This window comes from Pseudomonas frederiksbergensis, assembly GCF_003732705.1.
Taxonomy (GTDB): domain Bacteria; phylum Pseudomonadota; class Gammaproteobacteria; order Pseudomonadales; family Pseudomonadaceae; genus Aquipseudomonas; species Aquipseudomonas frederiksbergensis_F.
The window spans coordinates 260,681-276,558 of sequence record NZ_MOBR01000004.1 but is presented as its reverse complement, the minus strand read 5'-3'; the positions used below and the strand labels follow the sequence as shown (position 1 = coordinate 276,558).

Below are 15,878 nucleotides of genomic sequence, written 5' to 3'. Positions count from 1 at the left end.
GGAATCTTCCTTTTTAAAGAGAGTTCAAGTCGGTGGTGTACAGCGAAATACCCAGCGAGGTGCTCAGGCTGATGGTGCCTTGCGCGTCTTCCTCCACGGAAAACAGCAGCAACTCGCGGCGATCGGTCAGGCCGGTGTCGCGGGCATACAGCATCGAACGGTGCTCGATGGTGTAGGAGTCGTCCGGATTGCTCACGTGTTCGCTGAGGGGAACCAGTTCCGTTTGACCCTCCTCGGTGCCCCATTCACGGGTGTATTCGACGCCGTTGTGGGTGTAGGTCGGCATGCCGATCAGGCTTTGCGGACCTGCCAGCCGACGCAATTCCGCTTCGCTGGTGATGGTCACATAACTGAGGTAATTGAACAGGATCACCGACTCGACCTGCCCATCGATCTCGCCGGTGGTGTGCACTTGCAGCCAGTAGTCTTCATCGTTCATGTAATAGCGCGACAGCCAGGTCGACTGGCCGAGATCGACATGGCCGACGCTCCAGATCTGCTGGGAGCCGGGGATGGTCACGGTGGTTTTTTCGTCGAGCAGCAATTTCAGGGTGCTGTCGAACATCACGCCCTTGCCTTGGGCCAGACCCAGCGGGCCGACAACCGGCGCGGTGTGATTGTCTGTCCACTTCGAGTTCGGGTTTGAGTTGGAACTCGGGGCCGGGGCCTCAAGCCCCATCAACTGTTTAAACCATCCCATTGGAGATTTCCTTGAGGCGAGTGGAGGCGATGTAGAAGAGTTCACCGCCCTCAATGCGCGTGGCGTTGGGCGGATTGATCGAAGGTTGTTGCGCACCCTTGGCGCGGTAGCCGATGAGGGTGGCGTTGTGGCGTTCTTTCATCTGCGTATACAGCTCACCGAATGTTGCCATATAGGCTTCGGGCAGTTTCATCAGATATTGCGTGGCGCCCTGGCCCACACACAGTAACTCGTTGATGACGACAGAGGAGCCCGGATCCTGGGAGGCGCGCACCAGCATTTCGATGGCCATGCTTGAGGTGCATTCCAGGCTGGGCGCGTAAGAGCTGGCGAGGGCGGCGATTTCGCTTTCATTGAAGTGCGCGACCACGTGTCCGACCGGATTCAGTTGATTGACCGCCAGCACGGTGGCCAGGGTCAGGTCGTCGGAATGGGTGCGCACCAGCACGCGTTCGGCCCCGGGGACGCCGGCGCGCAGCAGCAATGCGCTGGAGGACAGGCTTTCGCCTTTGATGAAGGCCGCTTTGCCCGGCATGGGGTTTTCTTCAAGGTCGCAGTCGCAAATGACGATCAGGTTATCGTTGGAGGTTTCATCCTCCAGCAGCAACTCGATGACCCGCTCGCTGGACGCGCCTTCCCAGCCGATGAGCACCGTATGGCCGGACTTGCCGGTGAAATCGCCTTTGCCCTTCATGCCTTTTCTCCATACATCGATGACGCTGCTGGTAGTTTTGCCGATGGCTGCGGTCAGCAGCGCAATGCCCCCGAGCATGACCCAGGTAGCCACAAACACGCGCCCGGCCGAGGTTTGCGGCGCGAGATCGCCGTAGCCGACAGTCAGCGTGGTGGTGAGATAGAAGTAGGTAAACGTGGCGGGGGCGGTGAGGTGTTGTTCGCCCAGAAGCACCAGGCCGAGATAAGCCGTGCTCAGGTGGATGCCCAAGGCAATCGCCAATCCTGCCCAGCCGAAACGGTGGAAGAAGGTCGAGGCGTACACGCGTAATAAAAGAAAAATCGACATGACGTCCCTGACTCCGTGGGAATACTCGTTCCAGGTAATGCGCGCGGCCCGAATCTGCATTACCGGGCGGCATTAAACCTGTTGCCGGGCGCCGAGAGAAGTACCTTGGCTGCAATAAATCCGGCGAAGGCTCCGGCGAGATGCCCTTCGAAGGAAACCCCGTGGCGAGGCAGAAAGCCAAAGACCAGACCGCCATACAACAAGGCGACCACAACGGCGGTGATCAAATTGCCCCAACTGTGCTGGAACCAGGCGCGGGACAGGATATACGCCCACAGCCCGAACACCCAGCTGCTGGCGCCGATGTGCACGCCGGAAAACCCGAACAGCCACACCAGCAAACCGCCCAGCCCGATGATGATTGCGCTGACGGCGATAAAGCGGTTGAGCCCGTCGATGATGACCAGGATGCCGAGGATCAAAAACGGAATCAGGTTGGCGCTCAGGTGCGAAAAAGACGCGTGGAGGAAAGGCGAAGTGAGGATGCCGGGCAGTCCGTAGAGGGTTCGCGGGACCAGGCCAAATGCGAGAAGGCTGTAGCCGGTGACGGCGTTGAGCACTTGCAGCGCGACCATGAAAATCGCCAGGCCGGCGATTATCTTGAAACCCTTCAGGGCATCCATCCTTGACCTCGACTCCAACAAAAGAGAAAGCAATCACTTCAGCGCAATCCATGTGGGAGCGAGCCTGCTCGCGAAGGCAGTGTGTCAGGCAACAACGATGTCGACTGACTCTCCCTATTCGCGAGCAGGCTCGCTCCCACAGGTTATTGCATCATGCAAGAAATGCCTGGGTTAGTTACTCAGCCGATTTCTGCTTCAGGCGCTCCAGGATCGCATTGGCGCTGCCGGTGTCAGGGGTAATCCCTGCTTCGCGCAGTTTGCGTTCCAGATCAGTGCCGGTCGATGCGTCGGCCAGTTGGTCCTGGGCTTCCAGTTCAGCGGCGCGTTGCTGCTGTTTGGCTTGCAGGCGATTCAACGTACCGACGGCGGTTTCCAGCTTGCCGTTGGCGCCGCCACTGGCGATCGAAGCGCTGACCTGGGCTTTCTGTACGCTTTCGCGAGCCTTGGCCATGTCCACTTGCTGGCGCAGGCTTTTGATGCGGTTTTCGGCCTTGGTGATGTCTTTGCGCATGTTGTCCGCGTAACCGCCGAATTCGGTGGCCTGCTTCTGCTCGACATCGAGTTCGTTGGTCAGGGTCGAAATGGCTTCGGCCACTTCCATCGCCAAGTCTTCGCGGTTGGCCTGGATCGCGGCCATGGCCTTGGATTCCAGGTCCTTGATCTTGGCGTTGTACTCGGCCACGCGATCTGCCGACAGTTTGTGCTTGGCCATGATGGTGACCAGCTCACGCTTGGCGTTAGCCAGGGCGCTGTCAGCATCGCGAATTTCCTGGTCGAGGATACGCAGGGCCTGTTGGTCAACGATGGACTCGCCGACTTCACTGGCGCCGCCGCGCAGCGCCGTGAACAATTTGCTCCAAATGGACTGAGTCATTGGGTAATCCCTATTCCTGAAAAATTAATGGAAGAAACGTTCAAAGGCTTCGCTGGCGCGCTGCACATTGTCGACGAGGGTTTTGACCTCGGTCACGACGTTGGTCAGGCTCGAGTCGGAGCTCAATGCGCCGAACATGTTGTAGACGATCTGCCCGTTCGGCATCGACTCGATACCAATCGAGGACAGCGGGAACAGTTCGCGGCTGCGCAGCACGGCATCGTTGAAGGCTGGCACGTCCTTGATCGATTCGACGTCCACCAGCACGGTGTCGACAATGATCTGTTCGCCCACCACCGCGATGTAGATCGGCAAGCCGCCGAAGTCATTCATTTCCAGCTTGATGCTCGACTCGGAGCCCTGAACGAGGGACAGAGTGATGTCGTTGGAAACCACTTCATCCAAGGCCTGGAAGGCGCTGAAGAGGCGGTCGATGTTCCAGTTAGTACCTGCGCTCATGTAATTCTCCGACATGAATGAGCCAGCCAGGATCGGTTGGCGTAGCTGTTTCTCCATCTGCTTGAGCAGGCTTCGGTTTTCGGGAAGCACCCAAGTCTCGTGTTTCACATAACCGGCGGCACCCAGGCCCGCGCGCATCTGCTTCATATAAAAGCTCGATGGTTTTTTCGCGGACGGTTTCGAGCGCTCTCCCTTGCGGCTCGCTGTATCGGTAACAGGCTCGGCAGGCGGACCTGTTGGAGAGCTACTTTTCATACTGGTGACTCCGTTGTGAAAATCTCACGCGTGAGAAACACTACAGTGATTTTTGGATGCCCTCAATAGCTCACGCGTGAGATTTTTTGCAACACAAACACGAAGGCCCGCAGCGCAAAAACGCTACGGGCCTCTAATTGCCTTCTGTTGGAGCTGCCGAAGGCTGCGATCTTTTGATGTTGATCCGTTTCAGGTAACGCCGTTAGCGCCCAGCTCCAAGGAATTCACCAGCCGACACCACGCTGGCATAAGCAAACGCCAGCGACGCCATAAACGCCGCATGCACCTGGACCGCCGGCACCGTGACGCCATTGAACTCCAGGTCGCGGGTGGCGCAGGCGTCGTGGATCACCGTCACGCTGTAGCCCAGGTCGGCGGCGGCGCGGGTGATGCCATCGACGCACATGTGGCTCATGCTGCCGACGACCACCAGGTTTTCGATGCCTTGCTCATCGAGGATGGCTTCCAGTTCGGTTTCGCGGAACGAGTTGACGAAGTGCTTGAGCACCACCGGTTCGTCAGCGCGGTTGAGGACTTTGGGGTGCAGCTTCGCGCCGTCGGAGCCCGGGGTGAAGAACGGCGCGGCGTCGGAGGTAAATTCGTGGCGGATATGCACCACCGGATCACCGGCCTCGCGGAAGGCTGTGATCAGACGTACCGCGTTGTCCGCCGCAGCGTCGGCGCCGACCAACGGCCACTTGCCTTGGGGGAAGTAGTCGTTCTGGATATCAACTACGATGAGCGCTTGCTTGGCCATGGGTGTTTCCTCGAAGTGTGAGTGGGTGTGGAATGAAGTATTGGCGCTGGCCGACCATTCGAGGATTGGCCGCACCGACAATAGAAGGGGGAAAACTGACAATGGGCGTAGAAAGGGCAGTCGCCGAACTGGGCGTGTTGATCTATCCCGGCGCGCAGATGGCGGCGGTGCATGGGTTGACGGACTTGTTCGGGGTGGCCAACCGAATCGCCGCCGAGCATCAGACGGCGCAGTTGCCGTTGTTGCGGGTCAGTCATTGGCAGGGCGAGGGCGATCAGGTGCCCGAGCGGGTGTATGACAGTCATCCCGGCGCGGACGGCGGGTTGGTGGCGGTGATGATTCCGCCATCGATTGGCGGGTTCTCCGAAAGCCAGGCACCCCAGGGATTGATTCGCTGGATTCGCCAGCAACATGCCCAAGGCGCGACCCTGGGCGGCGTTTGCGTGGGGTCGATCCTGATGGCCGAGAGCGGCTTGCTCGACGGTCGCAGCGCCACCACCCACTGGACCTCCGCCAAAACCTTTGCCGAACGTTACCCGACGATCAAGCTCCTGGCCGATACACCCATCGTCGATGACGGTGACCTGATTACCACCGCCGGACTGATGGCCTGGTCCGAGCTGGGCTTGCGCATGGTCGACCGTTTGCTCGGGCCGAGCATCGCCAGCGGCACCGCACGGTTTCTGGTGGTGGAGCACAGCGACAGTGCGAGCCAGTGCGGCAGCAATTTCGCACCGATTCTCAGCCATGGTGATGCGTCGATTCTCAAGGTCCAACATTGGCTGCAAAGCACCGGGGCCACCGATGTTTCGCTGACGGCGATGGCCGAGCGAGCCGGGCTGGAAGAGCGCACCTTCCTGCGCCGTTTCCGCGCGGCCACCGGGTTGAAACCCACCGAGTACTGCCAGCATCTGCGAGTCGGCAAGGCCCGGGAAATGCTGGAGTTCACCAACGGCACCATCGACCACATCGCCTGGACCGTGGGTTACCAGGACCCGAGCGCGTTTCGCGCCACATTCAAGAAAATCACCGGGCTGGTGCCGAGTGATTATCGGGCGAGGTTTGGGGTGACACCGCCCGTAAGCGTGGCTCGCTAACCCGCCTCACCACTATTCCCATGTGGGAGCGAGCCTGCTCGCGAATGCGGTCTGTTAGTCGACACTAATGTTGGCTGATATATCGCATTCGCGAGCAAGCCCGCTCCCACAGGGGGAACGGTGTAAGTCTTCGGATCGTGCAAAATGCTCTAGGCTTGAAGTAAGTCGTGCAGATTAAAACGGGCCTAAAGCCATCACCGTTTACCCAAACGATTGATCCGAAAGCCGTTTCTTTTCGGCGAGCCTTGGCTTGATCTCTGCACCCATCCAGCCACACCCATCAGCGCAGATTGAAGGGGGATGCATGACCCCAACAAATCGCAAAAAACTGGTCGTCGCCCATTCCGTGCGGCCCGAAGCCCCGCTGCACGAAGTCGAAACCAACCGCGCGCTGGCCCGGTGGCTGGCGCAGATCCTCGGGCTCAAATACGGCGGCAGCTACGATCCTGAACTGCACAGTGGCCGTGACCTGTACCTGTTGCCGACCCAGACGCTGGTCGGTGCCGCCGCCGCGCTTCAGTTCGGCGTCAAGGGGCCGGAAGACCTGTGGGGCGGTTATGTCGACTACGACTTCATCTGCACCAAAGCCATCAGCCACGGTTTACTCAATCGAAATGCCCATGCGCCGGAAGGCTGGTCGCCGCTGTTTTCCGAACGGGTGCGCAACGTCGTGCTCGATGGCCTCAGTGTGTTTGCCCTGGAGGATGCGCGGCCAGCGGCGGAACACTTGCTCTACAGCGGCCCGATCCGCCTCAAACCGATTCACGCCTGCGCCGGGCGCGGTCAGGAAGTGATCAAGAGCCTCGACCAGTTCGATGCCATCCTTGCTCGGCCCGACGCCGAACAGCTATTTACTGAAGGTGTGGTGCTGGAACAGGACCTCGACCAAGTCATTACCCACAGTGTCGGTCAGGCGTTTATCGGCGACAAAGTGCTGAGCTATTGCGGGGATCAATACTTGACCGAAGACGCTCAAGGCGAGCAGGTTTATGGAGGTTCGAACCTGTTGGTGGTCCAGGGTTACTACGAGGATTTGCTGGAACTGGAACTGCCCGACGATGTGCGTCTGGCGATTGAGCAAGCCCAGGTGTTCGACAACGCGGCGGACGAGGCTTACCCCGGTTTCTACGCCTCGCGCCGCAATTACGACATCGCCCAGGGCCTGGACAGTAACGGTAAGCAACGCAGTGGCGTGCTCGAACAATCCTGGCGCATGGGCGGTGCCAGCAGCGCTGAAGTCGCCGCGCTGCAGAGCTTCGTCAACGACCCCGGGATGCGCGCCATTCGGGTGTCTTCGGTGGAAACCTACATCGCCCAGCCGCTGCCGGCGGACGCCATTGAGGTGTACCGTGGCCCCGCGCAAGACAGTGACTTTCTTCTCAAGTACGTAACGGTCAAATCCTATGACGGCTAGAAGCGAAACCATTGAAATCGACATCGACGGCGAACAGATGACCGGGCATTTTCTCAGCCCCAAATCGAAAGTCCCGGGCGTGTTGTTTGTGCACGGCTGGGGTGGCAGTCAGGAACGGGACCTGGAACGGGCCAAAGGCATCGCCGGTTTGGGCTGTGTCTGTTTGACCTTCGACCTGCGCGGGCACACGGGCGGCACCGGCATTGCCTTGTCCCAGGTGACCCGCGAAGACAACCTGCGCGACCTGTTGGCGGCCTACGATCGCTTACTCGCGCATCCGGCCCTCGACACGTCGGCGATTGCAGTGGTCGGCACCAGTTACGGCGGTTACCTGGCGGCGATTCTCACGTCCTTGCGCCCGGTGCGCTGGCTGGCGTTGCGGGTGCCGGCGCTGTATCGCGACGAGCAATGGCACACGCCCAAGCGCGATCTGGACAAGGTGGATTTGCTCGATTACCGCAGCACGCTGGTGCATTCCGAGAACAATCGGGCGCTGCATGCCTGCGCGGCGTTTACCGGGGATGTGTTGTTGGTGGAATCCGAGACTGACGACCACATCCCCCACGCGACCATCATGAGTTACCGCGCGGCGTGCCAGCAGACGCACTCCCTGACCCACCGCATCATCGACGGCGCCGACCACGCCTTGACCGACCCGGTTGCTCAGCAGGCCTACACCTCGATCCTGGTGGACTGGATCACGGAAATGGTGGTGGGTGAGCGGTTGAGCATTATTCAGTCCAGTTGAATTTGCGGTGTTCTTGAGACCCTTCGCGGGCAAGCCTCGCTCCTACAGGTCTTGCGCAAAACCTGTAGGAGCGAGGCTTGCCCGCGAAGGCGTCCTGCGCCTCACCACAACGCTCAAGAAGGTTTCTTGGCAATCCGCAACGACTTGGCCTTGGCCTCCACCACCAGATACATCACCAACGCAATCAACAGCGGCAAGATGAAATAAATCGCCCGATACGCCAACAACCCCGCCACCAGACTGCCCCGCGACACCTCATGTTGCAGCAACGCCACGAATACCGCCTCCAACACCCCAAGCCCCGCCGGGATGTGGGTGATGACCCCGGCAATCGCGCTGATCAGCAACACCCCCAGCACCAATGGATAATCGAGCTTGCTCGGCAGCAGGGTGAAAATCACCGCCGCCATCAACGACCAGTTCAACGCCCCGAGCGCCAATTGCAGCACCGCCATGCGCAGCGATGGCAAGTCGATTTCCACCCCGCGTATCGCCCATTCCCGGCGTTTGGAAAACCGGCACGCCACCAGATACCCGGCGCTCACCACCAGCAGCAACACCCCGACGCCTTGTAGCGCATCGCTGCTCAGCTTCCAGCCCGGCGGCATCCTGACCAATCCGCTGCTGAAGATGGCGCCAGCGATCACCATGTACCCAAACCAGTTCGTCGCCAGGCTCAGCCCGAGGATTTTCGCGATGTTGCTTTTGCTCACGCCGAGCCGCGAATACAGCCGATAGCGCATGGCGATGCCGCCGACCCAGGCGCTCAGGTTGAGGTTGAAGGCGTAGCTGATGATCCCCACCGGCAAGATCTGTTTCCAGGTCAGGTCCTGGCGGATGTAGGTGCGGCCGATCAGATCGAAGCAGGCGTAGACCAGGAAGCTGAGCAGCGTTATCGCCGATGCAATGATCAGCGTGCGCACCTTGAAATCGGCCAGGGTGTCGAACACTTCGTTCCATTCGATGCGCTGGGCCAGCATCGTGAACAACACAATCAGCGCCAGGAAAAACAGGATCGTCAGCGGTTTTTTCCAGCGGCTCCAACGGGACTTTGCAGGGCTTGCGGCGTGGGTGGCCGGTTGTGCGTCAGAGTGGCTCATGATGATCGCTCCCGGCCGGATGGATGAAGGCTTTCAGACGCGGCTTGTGCGCCGGCAGCCAACCCGCCCACGCAGGAAAGTGCCGCAGGAAGTGGAACACCAGAAACCCGACGGTCATATGCCAGACCCGCCCGCGCGGGGCTTTATCCGGCGACATCGCCTTGCAATGGTTGGCGCTCAGGTCTTCAAGACGCTCGAACAGTTCGCGGTTGAAGGCGCGATCGCGGATCAGCACGTTGGCTTCCAGGTTCATCGACAGGCTCAACGGGTCGAGGTTGCTCGAACCGACGGTGCACCAGTCTTCGTCCACCAGGGCGACTTTGCCGTGCAGCGGCCGCTCGCAATATTCGTGAATCTGTACGCCGGACTTGAGCAGGTAGTCGTAGGTCATGCGCGCGGCCAGTTTGGCCACCAGCATGTCTGGCTGACCTTGCAGGATCAGGCGCACCTCCACGCCACGGCGCGCGGCGTTGCGGATCTCCCGCAGCAGGCGATAACCGGGAAAGAAGTAGGCGTTGGCGATCACCACGCGGCGCTGGGCGCTGCGCAGCACCTGGCGATAAACCTCTTCGATGTCCGTGCGGTGGTCGCCGTTGTCGCGGTACACCAGCCGAACCTGGCCGTCATGATCACTGAAGGCCAACTCCGAACGCCGCTGCCGGCGCCGTTGCCACCAATACTTGGCCCGGGCCGGACGACCACTTTGCAGCAGCGCGAAGTGATGAATGTCCGCCACCGCCGGGCCTTGCACTTCCACGGAGTAATCCTGCTTGGCTTCGGGGCCGAAGTCGGCCAGATGGTCGGCGGAAAAGTTGATCCCGCCGAGAAACGCAATCGTGCCATCGACCACCACAATCTTGCGGTGCAGGCGGCGGAACCAGTTGGTGCGAAAGCCCAGGTGCTTGGGCGCCGGGTCGAATATCTGAATGTGCACGCCGGCCTCATTCAATGCCGCGAGATAGCCGGTGCTTAGCTCGCCGCAACCAAAACCGTCGAAGCTGACGGTGACACGCACGCCCCTGCGGGCCGCTTCGATGAGCACTTGCTGCAGCTCATTGCCGACCTTGTCTTCGAACACAATGAAGGTTTCCAGGAGGATTTCCGTCCTGGCCTGGCGCATGGCCTCAAACACCCTGGGGAAATAGGCTTCGCCGTTTTCCAGCAGCACGACCCGGTTGTTGCCTTGCCAGGCATATTCGACGTCCACCGCTGCGGGCTCGCCCATCGGCGGCGCGGAGATCTGTTCCACGGTGGTTTTTTCCATCGAGGGAGGGTTCATAGCTCGATCTCCACCGAAAGCGGTGCATGGTCAGAAAGGTGTGACCAGGGCCGGGCCGCCAACACTTGCGGACGGCTGGCCTTGAGGTTGCGTATGTAGATGCGATCCAGGCGCAGCGCCGGCCAGCGCGCCGGAAAGCTGCGGGCCGGTTTGCCATGGTGTTCGGCAAAGACTTCGCGCAAACCCGAGGGTTTAAGCAGCGCATCGGCGCGCTGGCGCCAGTCGTTGAAGTCACCGGCGACGATCACCGGCGCGTCGTCTGGCAGCTCTGCGAGGCGGCGGGCCAGCAGTTTCAGTTGTGCTGTGCGGTGAGCTTCATGCAGCCCGAGGTGGACGCAAATCGCGTGCACTTCCTGACCGTCACCGGGCAGGCGCAGCACGCAATGCAGGATGCCGCGGTTCTCGTGGCCGCTGATGGACACGTCGAGGTTGTCGTGACGAATGATCTGGAATTTCGACAGCAACGCATTGCCGTGATCGCCCGCCGGGTACACCGCGTTGCGGCCGTAGGCGAACTGCGGCCACAGGCTGTCGGCGAGGAATTCGTATTGCGGCATGGTCGGCCAGTTGCTGTAGCGCTGGGGATGCTGCTCGTGGGTGCCGTGGACTTCCTGCAAAAACACCACGTCGGCGGAGACACTGCGCACCGCTTCGCGCAGTTCGGGCAGGATGAAGCGCCGATTGAGCGCGGTGAAACCCTTATGGGTGTTGACCGTCAGCACGGTAAAGCGGCGCACCGCGGTGATGATGGTTTGCTGCTCATCGGTGCTGCCGAGCGGTTCGGAAATGCTCATGACAGCACTCCTTCGGCGGCGGGTTCGCCGGGGCGGGTGGCGAGGTCTTTGTCGAGATCAAAGCGTTCAAGCAGGCTGCGGGCGTCGAAGGGCGCGCGGACTTTGATGTCGTTGTCGAAATAGCAGAACACTTCCCGGGATTTGCGCACTTTGGGTTTTTGGCGTGGCGCGATCAGATGCGGGTCAGTCGGTTGTTGGCCGTGGTTCCAGGCCTCGATCCGGTCGCCCCAGCGTTTCAGCGCCTGGGGTGTGTAGCCGCTGGCGTACAACTCTTCGGCACCGTGCAGGCGCAAGTAGACGAAATCGCTGGTGAGGTCTTCGCGGTACGGCCATTTACCGGCGGTGTCGGCGATCACCAGAGCGGTGTTGTAGCGTCGTAGCAGGCGGGTGAAGACCGGATCGACGAAACTTTCATGGCGAATTTCCACGGCGTGGCGCAGGGTTTTTTTACCGTGGGCCTTCAGGCTGGCGTGGCCGTGCAAGTGCGAATCATGCTGGCGGGCGAGGGCGGCGGCTTGCTCGGTGTTGTGGGGCAATTGTTCGAGGAAGTGTTCGAACAGCTCGGCGTCGAATTTGAAGCTCGGCGGGAATTGCCAGAGGATCGGGCCGAGTTTTTCCTTGAGCTCCAGCACCCCGGAGGCAAAGAAATTAGCCAAGGGAATGTGGATGTCCCGCAGGCGCCGGATGTGGGTGATGAAACGCGGGGCCTTGACGCTGAAGACGAAGCCCTGTGGGGTTTCGTCGTACCACTGAAGATAGCGTGCAGGCCGTTGCAGGGCGTAGAACGATCCATTGATTTCGATGCTGTTGACCGCTCGTGAGGCGAATTGCAATTCGCGCTTCTGGGTCAGCCCCTTCGGGTAGAACCCCCCGCGCCATGGTGTGTAGCGCCAGCCGGAAATACCGATATGAATCGCCGCCATGTGTCCTCCCGTCGTTTGCCCGCCATTTTTGGATGACTGTCGGGCAAACGAGAAAGTTTCGACGGGGCTACGGACGGTACATACGCAACGCATCACACCTGTAGGAGCAAAGCTTGCTCGCGATAGCGGTCCACCGGTCACATCTATGCTGTATGTGCCGCCGTCTTCGCGGGCAAGCCTCGCTCCTACAAAAGCAATCAGTGACCGGCGACGACGCGTGTTGAGCTTTCGGCGTAGACAGGACCCAGTCGATCAAGCCGCCCACTCCACATGGTCAACGCCAGGGCCACCAACACCACCAACCCACCGATCCAAGTGGTATGAATCAACCCCATATTCGCCACGATCAAACCACCGCCCCACGCACCCCCGGCAATCCCCAGGTTAAACGCCGCGATGTTCAGGCCCGAGGCCACGTCCACCGCATTCGGGGTGTGATGCTCGGCTTGACGCACCACATACACCTGCAGGCCCGGCACGTTGCCGAAGGCCACCGCACCCCACACCAGCACAGTGGCCAGGGCCAGCCATGGATTACCGGCGGTGAAGGTCAACACAAACAGCACGGCGGCGAGCAGGGCGAAGATGATTTTCAACGCGCTGATCGGCCCGCGTTTGTCCGCCAGTTTGCCGCCCCAGATGTTACCCACCGCTACCGAGATGCCGTAGACCAGCAGCACCAGGCTGACAGTGCTGGCGCTGAAGCCGGAGATGTCCTGAAGAATCGGTGCCAGGAACGTGAAAGCGATGAACGAGCCGCCGTAACCGACCGCCGTCATGGCATACACCAGCAGCAGGCGCGGTTGTTTGAGCACTTGCAGTTGTTCCAGCAAGGACGCGGGTTTGCTGTGGGTAATGTTTTTCGGCACATAAATCAGGCTGCCGATAAACGCGATCACACCCAGCGCCGATACGGCGAGGAAGGTTTCACGCCAGCCGAAATGCTGACCGATAAACGTCCCCAACGGCACGCCGGTGACCAGCGCCACGGTGAGGCCGGTGAACATGATCGCAATCGCGCTGGCGGCTTTTTCCTTCGGCACCAGGCTGGTGGCGATGGTCGAGCCAATCGAGAAAAACACCCCGTGGGCCAGGCCGGTGACGATCCGCGCAATGATCAGCGATTCATAACTCGGCGCTTTCCAGGCCAGCAAGTTGCCGAGGGTAAACAGCACCATCAGCGACAGCAGCAACAATTTGCGCGGGACTTTGCCGGTGAGGGCGGTCAGCACCGGCGCGCCGATGGCCACGCCCAGGGCGTAGAGGCTGACCAGCAGGCCGGCGGACGGCAGGCTGACCCCGAGGTCGGCGCCGATGGTGGGTAACAGGCCTACGATGACGAACTCGGTCGTCCCGATGGCAAAGGCGCTGAGGGTCAGCGCGAGCAAGGCAATGGGCATGACTGCAACTCCGGTGGGTTATTTGATGGAGCGCAGTGTCGAGGATTGGGTTGTACGGAAAAATACAGGGATGGGCATTTGATATTTGATCTGTGCGCAAAGATCGTTCCCACGCTCTGCGTGGGAATGCAGCCCGGGACGCTCCGCGTCCCAAAGCGGACGCAGAGCGTCCGGGGAGGCGTTACCACGCAGAGCGTGGGAACGATCGGGTTGTGGAGTTATCTCGCGGCCAAAACCGAACTTGCCGGCCATTTGCCGATCAGTTCCTTACAGACCCTTCGCAAGGAGCTCCGCGTTTTGTTCAAGTTCAAGACCGCGATACTACTGGGGGCGTTGCTGATTCTGGGCAGCAGCGAGCTTGAAGCCGCCACGCTGCCGGGTGTTCCCGCTACAGCCGAGGCGCCGGCCAAGCCTGAACCCATCGTCCAGGGCGGGTTGTTGGGGGCCATCAGTTCCAGCATCGACGACGTGCAGGACAAACTCGACCTCAACGATAACCTGGTGGACGCCTGGCGCGTGCGGGCGGATCGGGCGGCCGATGAAGTCGACAAACTGGTCAACCAGCCCTCGGCGCGTTCCGGCTGGAGCGTGACCGGCGATTTCCTGATGCTGTCCGGCGTCTGGCTCGGCACTTTTGCCTTGCTCACCGTGCTCGGCGGCATTGCCGCCAAACGCCTGAGCCAAAACCGTTGGTTGCGTACCCGCCAACGCAGCCAGGACCTGCTCGGATATTTGCTGCCCTACACGCTGCCCGCCGTGATCTGCCTGCCGTTGACCCTCTACGTCAGTCACTTCCTGCAAGCCTCGGCGGGGCGGGCGTTGGCACTGTGTTTTGCCTACGCCACCAGCAGCGGCATTTTCTCGACCTCGATGCTGCTTTGCGTGGTCGTCATGTTCAACACCGGCCACAAGCGCCCGGCGGTGCAGATCATTCGCGACTACTGCCCCAAACCGCTGTTCCTGATCGGCTTTCTGGCGGCGCTCAGCGATGCGTTGACCAGTCCACAGATCGCCCGGCAATTGGGCGGCAATATCACCAGCAGCGTCGCAGTATTCACCGGGCTGTTTGCCTCGATCATCTTCGGTTATCTGGTCATCCGCCTGAGACGCCCGGTGGCGCATCTGATCCGCAATCGCCCCTTGGCCCAGCGCCTCAAACAACCGTCGCTGCAAGAATCCCTGCGCATTTTTTCCGGGCTCTGGTACTGGCCGATTTTGCTGATGGTGATGGTCTCGGCGATCAACCTGATCGGTGTCGGCGAGGACAATCAAAAAGCCCTGCGCTGCGCGCTGTTCACCACGATCCTGTTGATCGCCACGGTGTTCCTGAGCACGATTTTCCAGCACCTGTTCAAGTCCCGGAAAATCGAAAAATTCCAGCGCAGCAGTGCCTATAAGGATCGCTTTCTCAGCTTGCTGCATGCCTTGTTGCGGATCGTCATGGCGGTGGCGTTCATCGAAATCCTTGGTCGCATCTGGGGCGTTTCGCTGTTCGAGTTCGCCGAGCAAAACTCGGTGGGGCGAGCGATCGGTAATGCGCTGAGCAGCATTGGCCTGATCTTCCTGGTGACCTGGCTGTTGTGGGTGGTGCTCGATACGGCGATTCAGGAAGCGCTGAAGCCGCCGGTCAGCAAACGCTCGGCACGGCAACCGAGTACGCGGGTAAAAACCATCCTGCCGCTGCTGCGCAACGCGATCAAAATCATCCTGGTGGTGATCTGCGCGATCACCACCATGGCTAACCTCGGGATCAACGTCGCGCCGTTGCTGGCCGGTGCCGGGGTGGTCGGTTTGGCTATCGGTTTCGGTTCGCAGCAACTGGTGCAGGACGTGATCACCGGGCTGTTCATCATCATCGAAGACACCCTGTCGATCGGCGACTGGGTGGTGCTCGACTCCGGCCACGCCGGTACTGTCGAAGGGCTGACCATTCGCACCTTGCGCCTGCGCGACGGCAAGGGGTTTGTGCATTCGGTGCCATTCGGGCAGATCAAGGCTGTGACCAACCAATCACGGCAATTTGCCTATGCGTTCTTCTCGGTGCAGTTCACCTATGACACTGATGTGGACAAGGCCATCGAGCTGATCCGTGAGGCCGGGGATTCGATCCGCGACGATGCGTTCCTCAAGTACAACCTGCAAGGGCCGCTGGACGTCTTCGGCGTCGACAAAATGGACCTCAACGGTGTGGTGCTGACGGCGCAGTTCCGCACGGTGTCGGGCGGGCAATATGCGGTGAGCCGGGCATTCAACCAGCGCTTGAAAAAGCTTGTGGATAACAGCCCGTGGGTGCACTTCGCACAGACTTATCCACAGCAGGTTTTGATGCCGCATCGGGTGGTGGATGGAGTGGAAGAGGAGGGCCCAACGCCGGAGAATTCGCCGGTGTTGTTGCCGGATCAGCCGCGTACCCAATAACCCCCCACTGATCGTT

Annotated in this window: 15 protein-coding genes; 4 read left to right on the top strand and 11 right to left on the bottom strand. The window is 60.5% G+C overall.

Features of this window, described 5'->3' with window-relative positions; translation table 11 throughout:
• Positions 1 to 13 precede the first annotated feature (13 nt).
• From BK667_RS03480 to BK667_RS03450, 6 genes are all read right to left on the bottom strand, one after another.
• A complete protein-coding gene (locus BK667_RS03480; protein WP_123596810.1) occupies positions 14 to 700 on the bottom strand; it encodes a DUF2491 family protein in 687 nt (228 codons plus the stop codon).
• Entirely contained in the window at positions 687 to 1,721 is a 1,035-nt protein-coding gene (locus tag BK667_RS03475; RefSeq protein ID WP_123596809.1) for a potassium channel family protein, read from the bottom strand. The genes BK667_RS03480 and BK667_RS03475 overlap by 14 nt, the downstream gene beginning before the upstream one ends.
• A 59-nt stretch (positions 1,722 to 1,780) precedes the next feature.
• On the bottom strand, positions 1,781 to 2,344 hold the full coding sequence (locus tag BK667_RS03470) for a rhomboid family intramembrane serine protease (protein ID WP_123596808.1): 564 nt from the start codon (positions 2,342 to 2,344) through the stop codon (positions 1,781 to 1,783).
• A 175-nt stretch (positions 2,345 to 2,519) separates the two neighbouring features.
• Positions 2,520 to 3,218, bottom strand: a complete 699-nt coding sequence (locus BK667_RS03460) for a PspA/IM30 family protein (protein ID WP_123509943.1) — start codon at positions 3,216 to 3,218, stop codon at positions 2,520 to 2,522.
• Between the two features lie 24 nt (positions 3,219 to 3,242).
• Positions 3,243 to 3,824, bottom strand: coding sequence for a YjfI family protein (locus tag BK667_RS03455; RefSeq protein WP_123509942.1), 582 nt, complete (start codon positions 3,822 to 3,824; stop codon positions 3,243 to 3,245).
• A gap of 310 nt (positions 3,825 to 4,134) precedes the next feature.
• Positions 4,135 to 4,689: a cysteine hydrolase family protein gene (locus BK667_RS03450; RefSeq protein WP_123596806.1), complete on the bottom strand. Its 555-nt coding sequence runs from the start codon at positions 4,687 to 4,689 to the stop codon at positions 4,135 to 4,137.
• 101 nt (positions 4,690 to 4,790) lie between these two features.
• Between BK667_RS03450 and BK667_RS03445 the strand changes: the two genes are divergently transcribed.
• The 3 genes from BK667_RS03445 to BK667_RS03435 all read left to right on the top strand — a co-directional run bounded on the left by BK667_RS03445 (position 4,791) and on the right by BK667_RS03435 (position 7,948).
• Complete coding sequence (locus BK667_RS03445; protein ID WP_123596805.1) at positions 4,791 to 5,786, top strand: GlxA family transcriptional regulator; 996 nt, start codon at positions 4,791 to 4,793, stop codon at positions 5,784 to 5,786.
• A gap of 304 nt (positions 5,787 to 6,090) precedes the next feature.
• Complete coding sequence (locus BK667_RS03440) at positions 6,091 to 7,200, top strand: DUF3182 family protein (RefSeq protein WP_123596804.1); 1,110 nt, start codon at positions 6,091 to 6,093, stop codon at positions 7,198 to 7,200.
• Positions 7,190 to 7,948 (top strand): alpha/beta hydrolase family protein, encoded by a 759-nt coding sequence (locus BK667_RS03435; RefSeq protein ID WP_123509938.1) that lies wholly within the window; start codon positions 7,190 to 7,192, stop codon positions 7,946 to 7,948. Before BK667_RS03440 ends, BK667_RS03435 begins: the two co-directional genes overlap by 11 nt.
• A gap of 113 nt (positions 7,949 to 8,061) precedes the next feature.
• On the opposite strand, the gene BK667_RS03425 is transcribed toward BK667_RS03435, so the two are convergent.
• From BK667_RS03425 to BK667_RS03405, 5 genes are all read right to left on the bottom strand, one after another.
• The gene (locus BK667_RS03425; RefSeq protein ID WP_123596803.1) at positions 8,062 to 9,048 is read right to left on the bottom strand and encodes a lysylphosphatidylglycerol synthase domain-containing protein; all 987 of its coding nucleotides are present in this window, start codon (positions 9,046 to 9,048) and stop codon (positions 8,062 to 8,064) included.
• On the bottom strand, positions 9,035 to 10,327 hold the full coding sequence (gene clsB, locus BK667_RS03420; protein WP_123596802.1) for a cardiolipin synthase ClsB: 1,293 nt from the start codon (positions 10,325 to 10,327) through the stop codon (positions 9,035 to 9,037). Before clsB ends, BK667_RS03425 begins: the two co-directional genes overlap by 14 nt.
• On the bottom strand, positions 10,324 to 11,121 hold the full coding sequence (locus BK667_RS03415) for an endonuclease/exonuclease/phosphatase family protein (RefSeq protein ID WP_123596801.1): 798 nt from the start codon (positions 11,119 to 11,121) through the stop codon (positions 10,324 to 10,326). The genes clsB and BK667_RS03415 overlap by 4 nt, the downstream gene beginning before the upstream one ends.
• Entirely contained in the window at positions 11,118 to 12,044 is a 927-nt protein-coding gene (locus tag BK667_RS03410; RefSeq protein ID WP_123596800.1) for a DUF72 domain-containing protein, read from the bottom strand. The genes BK667_RS03415 and BK667_RS03410 overlap by 4 nt, the downstream gene beginning before the upstream one ends.
• A 197-nt stretch (positions 12,045 to 12,241) precedes the next feature.
• Positions 12,242 to 13,444, bottom strand: a complete 1,203-nt coding sequence (locus BK667_RS03405) for an MFS transporter (protein WP_123596799.1) — start codon at positions 13,442 to 13,444, stop codon at positions 12,242 to 12,244.
• 297 nt (positions 13,445 to 13,741) lie between these two features.
• On the opposite strand from BK667_RS03405, the gene BK667_RS03400 reads away from it, so the two are divergent.
• Positions 13,742 to 15,862, top strand: coding sequence for a mechanosensitive ion channel family protein (locus tag BK667_RS03400; protein WP_123596822.1), 2,121 nt, complete (start codon positions 13,742 to 13,744; stop codon positions 15,860 to 15,862).
• Positions 15,863 to 15,878: the final 16 nt, after the last annotated feature.

Coding starts and splice junctions, on each gene's coding strand:
- BK667_RS03480 (WP_123596810.1), bottom strand. CDS start 700: ATGGGATGGTTTAAACAGTTGATGGGGCTTGAGGCCCCGGCCCCGAGT.
- BK667_RS03475 (WP_123596809.1), bottom strand. CDS start 1,721: ATGTCGATTTTTCTTTTATTACGCGTGTACGCCTCGACCTTCTTCCAC.
- BK667_RS03470 (WP_123596808.1), bottom strand. CDS start 2,344: ATGGATGCCCTGAAGGGTTTCAAGATAATCGCCGGCCTGGCGATTTTC.
- BK667_RS03460 (WP_123509943.1), bottom strand. CDS start 3,218: ATGACTCAGTCCATTTGGAGCAAATTGTTCACGGCGCTGCGCGGCGGC.
- BK667_RS03455 (WP_123509942.1), bottom strand. CDS start 3,824: ATGAAGCAGATGCGCGCGGGCCTGGGTGCCGCCGGTTATGTGAAACAC.
- BK667_RS03450 (WP_123596806.1), bottom strand. CDS start 4,689: ATGGCCAAGCAAGCGCTCATCGTAGTTGATATCCAGAACGACTACTTC.
- BK667_RS03445 (WP_123596805.1), top strand. CDS start 4,791: ATGGGCGTAGAAAGGGCAGTCGCCGAACTGGGCGTGTTGATCTATCCC.
- BK667_RS03440 (WP_123596804.1), top strand. CDS start 6,091: ATGACCCCAACAAATCGCAAAAAACTGGTCGTCGCCCATTCCGTGCGG.
- BK667_RS03435 (WP_123509938.1), top strand. CDS start 7,190: ATGACGGCTAGAAGCGAAACCATTGAAATCGACATCGACGGCGAACAG.
- BK667_RS03425 (WP_123596803.1), bottom strand. CDS start 9,048: ATGAGCCACTCTGACGCACAACCGGCCACCCACGCCGCAAGCCCTGCA.
- clsB (WP_123596802.1), bottom strand. CDS start 10,327: ATGAACCCTCCCTCGATGGAAAAAACCACCGTGGAACAGATCTCCGCG.
- BK667_RS03415 (WP_123596801.1), bottom strand. CDS start 11,121: ATGAGCATTTCCGAACCGCTCGGCAGCACCGATGAGCAGCAAACCATC.
- BK667_RS03410 (WP_123596800.1), bottom strand. CDS start 12,044: ATGGCGGCGATTCATATCGGTATTTCCGGCTGGCGCTACACACCATGG.
- BK667_RS03405 (WP_123596799.1), bottom strand. CDS start 13,444: ATGCCCATTGCCTTGCTCGCGCTGACCCTCAGCGCCTTTGCCATCGGG.